13 protein-coding genes are annotated in these 12,733 nt (G+C 39.8%); 3 read left to right on the top strand and 10 right to left on the bottom strand.

All coding sequences use genetic code 11. The features are described from left to right. Positions 1 to 361 precede the first annotated feature (361 nt). The gene (gene gerQ / locus M3210_RS15615; protein WP_251516201.1) at positions 362 to 820 is read left to right on the top strand and encodes a spore coat protein GerQ; all 459 of its coding nucleotides are present in this window, start codon (positions 362 to 364) and stop codon (positions 818 to 820) included. 74 nt (positions 821 to 894) lie between these two features. Next, a complete protein-coding gene (locus M3210_RS15610) occupies positions 895 to 1,149 on the top strand; it encodes a hypothetical protein (RefSeq protein ID WP_251516198.1) in 255 nt (84 codons plus the stop codon). Here M3210_RS15610 and M3210_RS15605 read toward each other — a convergent pair. The 5 genes from M3210_RS15605 to M3210_RS15585 form a co-directional block, all read right to left on the bottom strand. Beyond that, on the bottom strand, positions 1,144 to 1,512 hold the full coding sequence (locus M3210_RS15605; protein WP_251516196.1) for a DUF423 domain-containing protein: 369 nt from the start codon (positions 1,510 to 1,512) through the stop codon (positions 1,144 to 1,146). The genes M3210_RS15610 and M3210_RS15605 overlap by 6 nt on opposite strands. A gap of 13 nt (positions 1,513 to 1,525) precedes the next feature. After that, positions 1,526 to 1,819 carry a YwdI family protein gene (locus M3210_RS15600; RefSeq protein WP_251516194.1) on the bottom strand — a complete coding sequence of 98 codons (294 nt, stop codon included), beginning with the start codon at positions 1,817 to 1,819 and terminating at the stop codon, positions 1,526 to 1,528. 81 nt (positions 1,820 to 1,900) lie between these two features. Further along, the gene (locus tag M3210_RS15595; protein ID WP_251516193.1) at positions 1,901 to 2,065 is read right to left on the bottom strand and encodes a hypothetical protein; all 165 of its coding nucleotides are present in this window, start codon (positions 2,063 to 2,065) and stop codon (positions 1,901 to 1,903) included. 125 nt (positions 2,066 to 2,190) lie between these two features. Then, entirely contained in the window at positions 2,191 to 2,493 is a 303-nt protein-coding gene (locus M3210_RS15590) for a phasin family protein (protein WP_251516191.1), read from the bottom strand. A 60-nt stretch (positions 2,494 to 2,553) separates the two neighbouring features. Then, positions 2,554 to 4,206: an ABC1 kinase family protein gene (locus M3210_RS15585; protein WP_251516189.1), complete on the bottom strand. Its 1,653-nt coding sequence runs from the start codon at positions 4,204 to 4,206 to the stop codon at positions 2,554 to 2,556. Between the two features lie 171 nt (positions 4,207 to 4,377). On the opposite strand from M3210_RS15585, the gene M3210_RS15580 reads away from it, so the two are divergent. Further along, positions 4,378 to 5,724 carry a YjiH family protein gene (locus M3210_RS15580; RefSeq protein WP_251516187.1) on the top strand — a complete coding sequence of 449 codons (1,347 nt, stop codon included), beginning with the start codon at positions 4,378 to 4,380 and terminating at the stop codon, positions 5,722 to 5,724. Positions 5,725 to 5,932: 208 nt separating this feature from the next. Here M3210_RS15580 and M3210_RS15575 read toward each other — a convergent pair whose 3' ends face one another. The 5 genes from M3210_RS15575 to M3210_RS15555 all read right to left on the bottom strand — a co-directional run bounded on the left by M3210_RS15575 (position 5,933) and on the right by M3210_RS15555 (position 12,725). Continuing rightward, positions 5,933 to 6,928 (bottom strand): acyltransferase family protein, encoded by a 996-nt coding sequence (locus M3210_RS15575; RefSeq protein WP_251516184.1) that lies wholly within the window; start codon positions 6,926 to 6,928, stop codon positions 5,933 to 5,935. A 251-nt stretch (positions 6,929 to 7,179) separates the two neighbouring features. Next, positions 7,180 to 8,574, bottom strand: a complete 1,395-nt coding sequence (locus M3210_RS15570; RefSeq protein ID WP_251516182.1) for an L-cystine transporter — start codon at positions 8,572 to 8,574, stop codon at positions 7,180 to 7,182. A gap of 223 nt (positions 8,575 to 8,797) precedes the next feature. Next, positions 8,798 to 9,238: an OsmC family protein gene (locus M3210_RS15565; protein WP_251516180.1), complete on the bottom strand. Its 441-nt coding sequence runs from the start codon at positions 9,236 to 9,238 to the stop codon at positions 8,798 to 8,800. 102 nt (positions 9,239 to 9,340) lie between these two features. After that, positions 9,341 to 10,132, bottom strand: a complete 792-nt coding sequence (locus M3210_RS15560) for a TerC family protein (protein ID WP_251516178.1) — start codon at positions 10,130 to 10,132, stop codon at positions 9,341 to 9,343. Positions 10,133 to 10,985: 853 nt separating this feature from the next. Beyond that, the gene (locus tag M3210_RS15555; protein ID WP_251516176.1) at positions 10,986 to 12,725 is read right to left on the bottom strand and encodes a phospho-sugar mutase; all 1,740 of its coding nucleotides are present in this window, start codon (positions 12,723 to 12,725) and stop codon (positions 10,986 to 10,988) included. Positions 12,726 to 12,733: the final 8 nt, after the last annotated feature.

Genomic DNA, 12,733 nt, shown 5'->3' with positions numbered 1-12,733 from the left:
AACCGCCCATTTAACTTCACTAGAATAAACGTTTTTGCCCACGCAAAAACACCTCCGAATTAGTATTGGTTTGATTATACCATTTCGAAGGTGTTTTTTATTGTCTCATTTTATTGTGTTAGTCTAATCTTAAATGAAAAGATGGAAGGTTTTTTGTCATCATTTCGCCCAAATGACATACATATAATTAGTGAATGATACATCTGAAGAGTAAAGTCCAACTGGCAAGCATGATAAATGGAAAATAACCTTGTTTCTGATTGCTTGCTTCAGGATTAAACGGCGTTTAGTATGGCTAGTTGCACACTGGCCAACAGTCTACCGTATTGTATTCTTTTGTAAAGACGAGGAGGTTTTACATGTGAGTGAGGAAAAAGATGTGAATCAAGAGCAGCAAAGTTTTTATGGTCATCAGCAACAGCAAAGCACATATTATCCACAACCATTCTACTCCTATTATCCAACATACCCTTTCAGACAAATGACACCTATGGCACAACAGCAACAGCAGCAACAACAAACTGCTAGAGGTCAAGGTATGCTGCCGCTAGAGCAATCTTATATTGAAAATATTTTACGCTTGAATCTTGGTAAAACGGCAACTGTTTATATGACCTTTGAAGGAAATAATAGCCGGTCATTCACTGGGGTTATTGAAGCTGCGGGAAGAGACCATATTATCTTAAGTGAGGAAGGAACAGGTCGTCGCGTACTACTATTGATGGTTTATTTGGATTATGTCACGTTCAATGAAGAAATTAATTACAACTTGCCTTTCGGACAATCCAGCCAGCAATTCTCTCAATTTCCACCGAGATAGACACTGTTTAATAGAAAAAAGGATGGCAATTTATCCATTTGCCATCCTTTCATCCTATAAAGGGGGCGAACCTTGTGCGGCATACCTATGAAAGGATTTTACAGCTTGAGCTCATTACGTTAGGATTGTCGATTGTGCTTGGCTTCATTTCCCTTTTTAATGGTTCCCTTTTCTTTCTTTTTTTTTCACTTTATATGCTTGCTCTTAGTTTAGCTTGTGACGCATATAGTCATCAATTTACTACTTATCGCAACATGCAAGGCATCAAGCAATTAGTCCGCGCAGCCTTGATCGTTATTCTGACGACTATATTCATTTTTCATTTATAAGTATTTAACAATTGCTGTACCGAGCAGAACCCAGCCGATCAGGAAACACACTCCACCGATTGGAGTAATCATCGCAAACGTCCGGATTGCTGTGGTGGAATAGATATACAAACTTCCTGAAAAAATGATAATGCCGGCAAGGAACAGCCAACCTGCCCACGTCAGACTTGCCGCCTGGAATTTTGTCATCAACAATCCAACCGCAAGAATTGCTGCGGTATGGAACATTTGATAGTCAACAGCTTTTCCCCATGTGTCTAGTTGCTTTTCAGTCAACTTCCCTTCCAATCCGTGAGCCCCAAAGGCTCCTAAAGCAACTGCCAAAAATCCGTTGATAACTCCCGCTAATAATAATATTTTCATCTCTCTGTCTCCTTTAAAAGTCAAAAATTGAATCGCCATTTGCTCCATCATGATTGATGGTGGGGGACGGTTTTGTCTCTATTACGCTACTCTTCTTTTCTCCGAGCATCGCTTTTATTTCCTGTTCTGTAAAAGAAGTGTGTGCACTTTCTGCTGAAGGTGCAGGCTTCGAATCTTCCTCAAGAAACAGTTCACATAACAATTTGATATGATTAATATGCTGCAGAAAAGCTTTTCGATCATGTTCAGCTGCTTTTGCTGAATGTAGTTCTTTCTGCATTTTATTTAAAATCGTTTCATTCTGCATGATTTATTTCACTCCCGATTATAGGTTACTATAATTATATCACGCACATATTTTTACACAAAAAAAAGCCCTAGTATATTACTAGTGCTGCTGCCGTATTGAAATATTTATATTGAGGGTTTCCTTTGTTTTTTGTTCTTCCACATGACGATTGTAAAGCCAGCATAAAAAATCCAGTTCCTTTTGCTCCAGCGTTCTGCCAAGTTTTTCTGCCGTTTCCAAGCAAAATTTCTCATAATCTTTCAAGCTTTACTACCCCCTCTACCACAAGGTTCCATCATTATGTATATTATAGAGCACATCTTTTGCTTTTTCAAGAACTTTTCTGAAAAAAGAGAACTGAATGACGATTCATCCAGTTCTCCTATAATCTACTCATTATTACCTAGCCTTGACTCTAAATCGGTTATACGCGCATGAAGAGATGCAATGTCTTCTTTCGTTGCCAGGCCAAGCTCTTCCGCTGCTTTACGTTTTTGTTCTTCTGATTTCATTGTCCATTCTTCGGTTTTCTTCTCGCCTTTATTAATGAATTCATTCATCATCTGTTTAGCTTCATCTTTAGAAATTTCATTTTTTGAAACAAGTTCATCCAACTTTTTTTCTAATTTTTCCTTGCCGGCAAGTGCAGCACCTAACCCAAGCAAGAAACCTTTCCTTAAGTAATCACTCATCATTTACACCCCCTTTTATAAGAAATAGGTTATAACCTGTTATGCTAAACCCCATGTCGCTTACGTTTTTGATTTTTTACTCTTAATCATTCTACGATGGAACAATAATAAGATATTCAATAAAATGAAAAAAATACCGGCGATACTCCAACCGAAGTAACGGATAAAGACTACATCCATAGAGAAACTATAAATACCAATTATTATCCCTAATACTACCATTATAAAAGAAAATGTCTCAAGCAGTAGATAGTATTGGTGTTTCATTTTAATATGGAACTTTTCCTTATCCCATACCCGGTCGCGCTCCCCGCTTTCAAGAAAATTCAACAGGGCCCTTGGATAAGAAAGGAGTGGGTCGGTTGCATTCTTCACGTACTGTTTCGCCACCGATTCGATAATACTCGACTTTCCAAACCAATCCCTTATTCTATCTTTACCCCATTTCACGATATCTATATCAGGATTTATCGCAAAGAGGATGCCAACGACGATGGATATGGCACGAAGTAGATACGCATAGTCCGCCGGAAGCTGAATCGGCTGTTCTTGCACCATTTCCGTCACTTCATCAAATAACTGGTTGATCGTTTGGCTGTTTAAATTCTTTAACGACCCATCCGAGTATAACTCTACAGCATCACGCATGACTTCTTTAATTTTTTTCTTGTCTGCATTCGGGAGAAGGAAGTTCATTTTATCTAAAGCATCGACGACAATATCGTAATTATCTATGATGAATCCTTGAACGAGCAGCTTGAAGTATTCCGTATCTTGTTTCTTAATTTCTCCAACCATCCCGAAATCGATGATGGCAACTGTTCCATCCTGTTGCAAAAGAATATTACCTGCATGCGGATCGGCATGGAATTTACCAGGATTTAAAAATTGGTCCACATAAAAATCAAATAGCGCTTTCGAGATGACTTGCCTGTTCAGCCGGTGCTCCCGATAAAATGCTGCATTCGTAATCTTTTCCCCATGAATCCACTCCATCACAATCACACGTTTGGTAGAGTATTCTTCATAAAATTCAGGGATATGAATGTTTTCCATATCGGCATAACGTTCTTTAAAGTACTTGCCAAACTCCACTTCCTTTTTGTAATCAAGCTCCCGCTCCATCACTGTGACAAGCTCGTTATAAAGTGCTTTTAAATCAGCTTTTTTCCCGAAGGTGGTAAACACTTTGAGGATCCAAAATACCATCCGCATGGCGACAAAGTCTTTATGGAAAATTTCTTCAATACGGTGGCGCCTTACTTTGATCGCGACTTCATTGCCATTGTTCAAAACTCCATAATATACTTCCCCGATGGAAGCAGAGGCGACGGATTCTTTTTTAATATAATTCACATGTTCATAAATATTTTCTCCCCAGTCTTCCTGGAGAATTTTTTCCGCATATTCAAAAGGCATCGGCGGGACGTGATCGACCAATTCACTCAACTCTTCAATGAAGACATCAGGAAGAAAGTCTTTTCTCGTACTTAAAAATTGCCCGACTTTGATCAACACACCACCAAGTCGTTCGGCTTTTTTCCGATAATCTCTTGCCAATTTTGCAAGGAGTATGTTCCACTTTTCATTCGTTTGTTCATCCCAAACTGAATGAATAAATAAGAAAAGGTAAATTCTAAAAATAAATTTAAGCGTTAGTGAGACGATAACTAAGTAGCGATATAGAAAATTATACTTAAACAGTTTGCGCAAATGGACCACCTCTACTTACATCTTCCCTAATTTCACCTTATCTTATCCTATTCACATAAACAAATCTTAAAGTCAAGAAGTGAGAATTAATGGAAAATAAGATAACCTATTGCATGTTTTTCCGGACGGCTGTATAATTATGCAGTACGTTGAATATTGGAGGATTTAATCATGTTAAAAGAATATACATTAAAGAACTATTTATTATTTATTATCCCATCTATAATTGGAATTCTACTATTTATTACGCCTATTTCGGTCGCTGATGGTACAACCATTCCAATTGCATTTTTAGCAGGGCTTGTAGAAGATGGGCTAGCTCCTTATTTGTCGCTCATCATGATGCTGATCATCGTCATTACAGCAATCTTAACTCTACTTGGATTTGCGACGAAAGGAAAAGCCTATGCGAAAACTCCTTTCTTCCAAGGATTGTTCACAACTTCCCTGTTCTGGACAATTACCCGTGTAGTAGCCGCAGTTTTTGCAATCATGGTTTACTTTGAGCTTGGCCATGAGATGTTTTACAGCGGTGATACGGGTGGAACGTTATTGCATGGATTATTGCATACATTATTCACAGTGTTCCTGTTCGCCGGTTTATTTTTACCGCTCCTCACGAACTTCGGTTTATTGGAGTTCTTTGGAGCATTGATGACAAAAGTGATGCGCCCATTATTCAGACTTCCAGGTCGCTCTTCCATTGATGCACTTGCATCTTGGGTCGGTGATGGAACAATTGGGGTACTACTCACAAGTAAACAGTATGAAGAAGGTTTTTACACGAAACGGGAAGCTACCGTAATTGGTACTACATTCTCGATTGTATCGATTACATTTTCTTTAGTTGTTTTAGCAGAAGTTGGTCTGCAGCATATGTTTGTCCCTTATTATTTGACGATTGTATTTGCTGGATTCGTTGCAGCGATCATTATGCCAAGAATACCACCACTTTCACGCAAAAAAGACGACTATATCAATGAGAGCACTGAGCCCATCGATGAATCTATCCCTCAAGGATATAATTCAGTTACCTTTGGATTGAAAAACGCGTTGGAACGTTCAAAAACAGAAACGAATGTATTTAAATTCTTTAAAGAAGGCTTTCAAAATATATTAGATATGTGGATGGGTGTTGCTCCAGTCGTTATGGCTTTCGGATTAATCGCTCTAATTATTGCAGAATACACACCATTTTTCAGCTGGATTGGAGCACCATTTATTCCATTGCTAGAACTGATGCAAGTACCATATGCAAAAGAAGCATCTGAAACGATATTAATTGGTTTTGCTGATATGTTCCTGCCAGCAATCATCGGTTCTGGCATTGAATCTGAAATGACACGATTCATTATCGCAGCATTATCTGTCACTCAATTGATTTACTTGTCAGAAGTCGGAGGATTACTGTTAGGGTCGAAAATCCCAGTTACCTTCCTTGATTTGGTTTTCATTTTCTTATTACGTACGATCATTACGTTACCAATCATCACTTTAATTGCACATTTCTTATTTTAAACACGGAAAACCAGGACATACAAAGGCAGTTTCCTTTGGACATCCTGGTTTTTTTATGTTATTCATGATTCCTGAAAATGGAGCGGTGTTTGTTCCATTTAGTAATCATCTCCATTATGAACTTGGGGCTTATTCCACGGCAATTTTTATGTGAACTTGGGCCATTCTCAGCTGGATTTGGGCTTTTAGGCAAAAAAGAGCAGGGATCTTAAGTCCACTGCTCTAATTTTCGCTTCAGTAAAGTCGCTCTTCCTTCGATGAGCGGTTGAGAAATCCCCAAGACAGGCTTGGAAGATAGTAGATAGACTAGGCCTGCTGAAATCGCCGCAAGTCCGATCACATCCAGAAAACCATCAACCGTAAATAACTCTGCCTGGCGGAAGTATTGGATAAAGAATCCGTGTAATAAATACACATAAAGTGTTCTGGCTCCAAGATAAGTGACTCCTTTGATGTTCGAGGAAGGAATCCACGCAAGGATACTGATTACCATAAGACTGGATAATCCATACACAAGCAAGCGTACGAAACCTCCATACCATTCGACGCCTAAATCCCCATACGATTTAGATGCCAACAGCCAGCCTGTATTGATTTCTGGCAGATAATAGATTAATAGTGCGAAAACTGCCATCACTATTAAACCTACGCGTTTCACGATGTTCCTTTTCACAAGCATCAGCTGCTTTTCCGTCAGCCAATAGCCAATGAGGAAGAACGGGAAAAATACGAACGTCCTTGACAGACTAAACGTATGGCCAATTTCACTGAAGTAGCCGACACCAATACCTATCAATAAAGCTAAACCAATACTGTAACCCGGCTTTAGCTTTTTGAAGAAAATCAATAAGATATGCCAGCCAAATAAACTGAATAAAAACCATAGGGACCAGTGAGGATAAAATAATCCAGCCTGCCAGTCAGGTTTTCCTATCAGAAAATAATAACCCGTGTAAATGATCTGGAATATAAGATATGGCATGATCAGCTTTTTCACAAGGTTCCATATATACCCGCTGTCCCCAGCTCCCTTGGCGAAAAATCCTGATACTAAAATAAATGCCGGCATATGAAACATATAGATCCACATATATAACGTGTTCATTCCTGTGGATTCTGTAATGAATGGTTGAATAATATGACCGAACACAACTAGAAAAATCAAAACTACTCTCGCATTATCAAAATACGCATTTCTTTCCATTGCTCTCCATCCTTCTGTTTAATATCATAGTCAGCTAGCAATCGATAATTTAATTGTACCCTGACAATGTGGAATAAATGTGGATGATGCAAGAACTTCATCCTTTTGTTAGGATTTTGTAAAACAGATGACAAGTTTGCCGATCATGTAAAATAATTGCAATCAAAAACCGCCTTAGTTTGTAAGGCGGTTTTGGTTTTGTTTCAATAACTCAAGTTGCGGAGCGCTAAACGGGCGCTTACGCTTTTGTGCTAAACAGTCGCTTGGTCAGCTACTGAGTTTTTATCGTTGAATTTATCTGCATCGTGACCGCCAAGAATTTTGGATGTCAGTGTTCCGGCAACCATAGAACCATTTACGTTAAGCGCTGTACGTCCCATATCAATAAGTGCTTCTACAGAGATCAACAATCCAGCTAGACCTACTGGAAGACCCATGGATGAAAGGACGATAATCGCTGCAAATGTTGCACCGCCACCAACTCCTGCTACACCAAATGAACTGATTGCAGTAATGAGGATTAATGGAATTAAGAAATCCAATGCTAATGGATTAATACCTACCGTTGGCGCAATCATAACGGCAAGCATTACTGGGTAAATTCCAGCACAGCCATTTTGCCCCATCGTTGCACCGAATGACGCGGAAATATTCGCTGTTCCGTCATCAACTCCAAGACCATTTTTCTGCGCTTGGATATTGATTGGAATCGTTCCCGCACTAGAACGTGAAGTGAAAGCAAATGCAAGTGCCGGGAATGCTTTTTTCACATATGTTACTGGGTTCAATCCAAACCCGCCCACGAGGAGTAGGTGAATAATGAACATTGTAATTAATGCTGCATAGGAAGCGAGCACGAATTTACCAAGCTCCAGTACCCCAGCATAGTTTGTATTAGCAACCATATTTATCATGAGTGCGAGTACCCCATATGGCGTTAAACGGAGAATCAACGTAACAATCCGCATGACGACGGCATAAATCGCATTGACACCTTTTACAAACAGTTCTGCCTGCTCTGGTTGTTTTCTTCTGACCCCAAGTACTGCCACTCCTGCGATAAGAGAGAAGATAACCACACTGATTACAGATGTTGGACGTTCTCCTGTCATATCAAGGAAAATATTATTGGGGATAAACTCTAAAATTCGTTGTGGTGTTGTCTGATCCTCAATACTTGCATAACGTTCTTCGATCGATGCCGCCCGCTCATTTTCAGCTTGACCGGCTTCAATCTGGTCGGCACTTAAATCGAATAGAAGTGCGGAACCAATACCGACGACAGCTGCAATCATTGTTGTACCGATTAGAATTCCAATAACCCAACCGGCCATTTTTCCGAGCTCTTTCGTTTTCTCCAAATTGATGATCGCACGGATGATGGAAACCATGACGAGTGGTACGACGATGAGCATTAAGAGTCGTACATATCCACTACCGACAATACTATACCAATCCAACGTACCTGTCAGTATATCGGATCCCACTCCATAAACAGCTTGTAAAATAGCACCTAGCACAATTCCGATTCCCATTGCAGTAAATACTCGCTTCGCAAAGGAAACGTGTTTTTTTTGCATGGTATATAGCAAACCAATAACAACTAAGAAGACGATAATATTTATAATTATAAAGACACTATCCATCTTTTATTCCTCCCATTTTATATTTACTATAATCCCTATAGATTTAGTCCGATATAAAATATACTATGAATTACGATTTTGTGCAACAACATATTATACTAGTTAAATATTTTTAATATGCTTAGCTTCCCACCATCCATAGACTATATTCCCAATTACCAAGAATTAAAGCGTACAGTTTTATAAAAGAAAAGATTCCCATCATACAATAGGGAATCATTCATTAACTCAAATTCGGTTGTAGTTCGAGCTCAACATTCCCCTGTATCGCGCGGGAAATCATGCAACTCTTTTCTGCTTTCTCAACGAGAACTTTCAGCTTCCGATGATCTTTGTCTGAAGCGGATTGCTGTAAAACCACGGTAGGCTTATGGATAATTTTTTTATATGTAAATACCCCTTCTGTCACATCGACAATGGCCTCCGCATCATGGGACATTTCTTTCAACGGGAGATTTGCCCGCTCAATCATTGCTGCAAGTGTGATAACATAGCACGTCGCTGCAGCCCCTAGCAACATTTCATCAGGATTCGTTCCAACTCCCGGTCCATCCATTTCCGGTGGTATGGAAATTTGTGCTTTCAAATTCCCTGCATCAATATGACCGACACTATTTCGACCACCTGGCCAATCTGCTTTCAAATAAAAATGATGTTCTGCCACAGTAATCACCTCAACTCAGATTGTAGCACTAATTTTCTCAGATGCTTAGTGTTTTGCTCAAAAGAAAAAGAACGACAGAATAAATTCCATCGTTCTTTGTGTTTAGCCTAATGGTTTCTCGTCCACATTTTGATTCTTTGATGAGAACCAGCCAATGACGGCAATGAGAACAAGTACGATATAGAATGTCAGCTTCCAGCCAGTTGAATGTGGGAATGCCTCCGGTATTAAGGCAACATCTTTATGTGCAAGCGTGAGTACGGCGAGTTTCACACCTACCCAACCAACAATAAGGAAAGCTGCGACTTCCAAGCCCGGCCGTTTTGCAAGCAGTCCCACAAAAATATTCGCTGCAAAACGCATTATGATAATCCCAATCATACCACCTGCGAAGATGACTGCAAATTGACCTGCATCTAAACTTCCAATCTCTCCCAAGCCAGTTGGCGGTAATGCAACGGCTAGGGCTACAGCTGCAAGAATCGAATCGACCGCAAAGGCAAGGTCGGCAAATTCGACTTTTAATACAGTCAGCCAAAATTCTTTTGGTGAAGCTTCTTTAAGCGGTGCTTTCTCCAGATTAACATCATCAGCATCCGGTTCCTTCTTCTTGAAGCGATCATACAGGTTCTTAATTGCAATTCCTAGTAAGTAGATAGCTCCAAGCGCTTGAATCCACCATAGTTCCACCAAGAATGAAATAACAAATAGAGAACCAAACCGTAGGACAAAGGCCCCTGCTAGTCCATAAAATAGTGCCCGTTTTCTCTGTTTTTCCGGTAAATGCCTAACCATGATGGCTAAGACAAGAGCATTATCCGCCGCCAATAGACCTTCTAGTCCAATCAGAACGATCAATACCCATAAGTATTCTAAAATTAATTCCGTACCCATTCGGCACACACTCCTTCTCCTGCTATTATTGACCACAAAAAATGGCCTTTACACAGTAAAGGCCACAAAAAAATAAAAAGAGACCTTTACCTGTAGTGGTAAAGGTCTCGCTAACAACAAACGTACGTTGCCAATTAAGCCGGAGATGTTAATCTCGTAATGACGACTTAGATTGTACAGCTACTCCCCTTTAGGAATATTATAAGCTAATTTAACACTATTCTCGGCTAAATGTCAATTTCCTAACCAATACAAGGAAAAATATTTTCATGTTTAATAGATATTATACTTTTCCCAAATAAAATAGTTTTATGCCATTGTGAATTGTTATTGTGCTTTTGGAGACTGATTACTTATGTTCGTGACATGAGACAGTTTCTATTGTATGTTTTCAGCTTGGTTTTCCGTCTTTTGTGACGAGAGCAGTGTTCTATGGTATGTTTCGAAGTTAGTTTACTGTCTTTCGTGACAAGAGAGACGCTCTATAGTACGTTTCGGGCTTGGTTTCCTGCCTTTCGTGACAAGAGAACGCTTCTATGGTACGTTTCTAGATTGGTTTCCCGTCTTTCATGACAAGAGAATATTCTATTGTACTTTTCTAACTTATTTTCCCGTCTTTCATGACAAGAGTACGCTTCTATCGTACATTTCGAGTTTAGTTTCCCATCTTTCGTGACAAGAGAAACTTTCTATTGCTCATTATAAGCTTTAAATCCCCTCTCTCGCGACAAGACAACCACTGTTACTGTGCAAATTCAGCTTTCTATCATTCTCAACATGAACAACTTTATTAAAAAAATCCTCCATGCCCAAGGAAACCTAGACATGAAGGATGAGACTAAAACTCACTATATTATTTCTCTAAAATTCCGGCAATCACTGCATCTAATGCCTCTTTGATTGATTGTAATTTTTCTGCGCTATCTTCATTGCTGTTACCGCAAACACCGTAATAATATTTGATCTTGGGTTCTGTGCCGGATGGACGGAAACAAACCCAAGCCTGATCCTCGAGGATAAATTTCATCATGTTTTCTTTTGGTAAGTTGATTATTTCAACATCACCTGTTGCAACATCCGTACGTTCGCTGGTGACATAATTCTCGACCGTCACCACTTTCATGCCTGCAATTTCCTTCATTGGACGTTCACGGATTTCTTCCATGATATACGCAATTTGCTCCGAACCTTCTTTTCCTTCAAGTTTTAAAGAAGTTAATCCTTCAAGGAAATATCCATGTTTTTCAAATAAAGTTTCTAAAGCATCAAGTACCGATTTCCCTTGACTCTTCCAATAATAAGCCATTTCTGCTGCGAGCATGGACGCTTGAACAGCATCTTTATCACGCGTGAATCCACTCGCGAGGTAGCCATAGCTTTCTTCATAGCCGAACATGAAAGTTTCACCTGTTGATTGGAAGTTGGCGATTTTTTCTGCAATATATTTAAAACCAGTTAACGTTTCAATTGTTTCTACTCCATAAGAATCGGCAATTGCACGGCCGAACTCAGTTGTAACTACAGTTTTGATCATTCGGGCATTGCGGTAAACGTTCATATCACTATGGGAAAGAATGTAATCCAATAATAAGGAACCGAGTTGGTTTCCAGTAAGGACGACATATTCCCCATCTTTATTTTTCACTGCAGCGCCAAGACGGTCTGCATCCGGGTCTGTCGCAAGTAAAATATCGGCATCAACTTTTTCCCCATATTCGATTGCAAGCTTGAATGCCTGATGTTCTTCCGGGTTCGGTGATTCTACCGTTGAAAATTCCGGGTCAGCTACAGTTTGTTCTTCAACAAGCGTTACGTGAGGGAAATTCAATTGTGCAAAGCCTCTTGATACAAGATTTGTTCCTGTTCCATGAAGTGGTGTGTAAACAATCTTTAGATCTTTTTCTTCTTCAAGTACGGACGGTTCCATTTTTGTTATGCCTTGTAAATGTTCGAGATAAGCACGATCTACTTCTTCACCAATCCATCGAAGAAGTTGTTCATCTTCAAGCTCTTTTTGATCTCGCACAGGAACGAGCAGTTCATCACCTGTTGCCTGAATGGCCGCAGTAATTTGCTCTGCTTCCTCCAAAAGGATTTGTCCACCTTCTTCGTTATAGACCTTCAACCCATTGTACTCCGGCGGATTATGACTGGCCGTAATCATGATTCCAGCTGCTGCACTCAAGTAGCGTACCGCATAGGAAAGCACTGGAGTCGGCCGTAGTGAGGAAAACACAGAAGCACGAATACCGTATGAACCAAGAACTTTGGCCGCTTCAATCGCAAATTCTTGTGACATATATCGTGAATCGTAAGCAATTGCCACTCCACGCTGTTTTGCGTTCACTACATGTTCCAACAAATGCTTGGCTAGGCCATTCACCGCTTTACGTACGGTATAAATATTCATACGGTTTGTTCCAGGTCCAAGTACTCCACGGATACCACCTGTTCCGAATGTCAGCTCTTGATAAAACGCATCTTCCAGTTTTTTCGGATCTGACTTAATAGCCTCCAAATCAGCTTTCAGACTGACATCCAGGTTTTCAAAATTAAGCCATTTCTCGTATACTGCTTCCCAATTTTTAGCCATTTCGTTCC

The organism is Oceanobacillus luteolus (genome assembly GCF_023715655.1).
GTDB lineage: Bacteria > Bacillota > Bacilli > Bacillales > Amphibacillaceae > Oceanobacillus > Oceanobacillus luteolus.
The sequence above is the reverse complement of the archived record's forward strand: the minus strand, read 5'-3'. Positions and strand labels throughout refer to the sequence as shown.

Bases quoted from the DNA above. Each gene is read 5' to 3' on its own strand.
- M3210_RS15605 (WP_251516196.1), bottom strand. From the start codon at position 1,512: ATGAAAATATTATTATTAGCGGGAGTTATCAACGGATTTTTGGCAGTT.
- M3210_RS15600 (WP_251516194.1), bottom strand. From the start codon at position 1,819: ATGCAGAATGAAACGATTTTAAATAAAATGCAGAAAGAACTACATTCA.
- M3210_RS15590 (WP_251516191.1), bottom strand. From the start codon at position 2,493: ATGAGTGATTACTTAAGGAAAGGTTTCTTGCTTGGGTTAGGTGCTGCA.
- M3210_RS15580 (WP_251516187.1), top strand. From the start codon at position 4,378: ATGTTAAAAGAATATACATTAAAGAACTATTTATTATTTATTATCCCA.
- M3210_RS15575 (WP_251516184.1), bottom strand. From the start codon at position 6,928: ATGGAAAGAAATGCGTATTTTGATAATGCGAGAGTAGTTTTGATTTTT.
- M3210_RS15570 (WP_251516182.1), bottom strand. From the start codon at position 8,574: ATGGATAGTGTCTTTATAATTATAAATATTATCGTCTTCTTAGTTGTT.
- M3210_RS15560 (WP_251516178.1), bottom strand. From the start codon at position 10,132: ATGGGTACGGAATTAATTTTAGAATACTTATGGGTATTGATCGTTCTG.
- M3210_RS15555 (WP_251516176.1), bottom strand. From the start codon at position 12,725: ATGGCTAAAAATTGGGAAGCAGTATACGAGAAATGGCTTAATTTTGAA.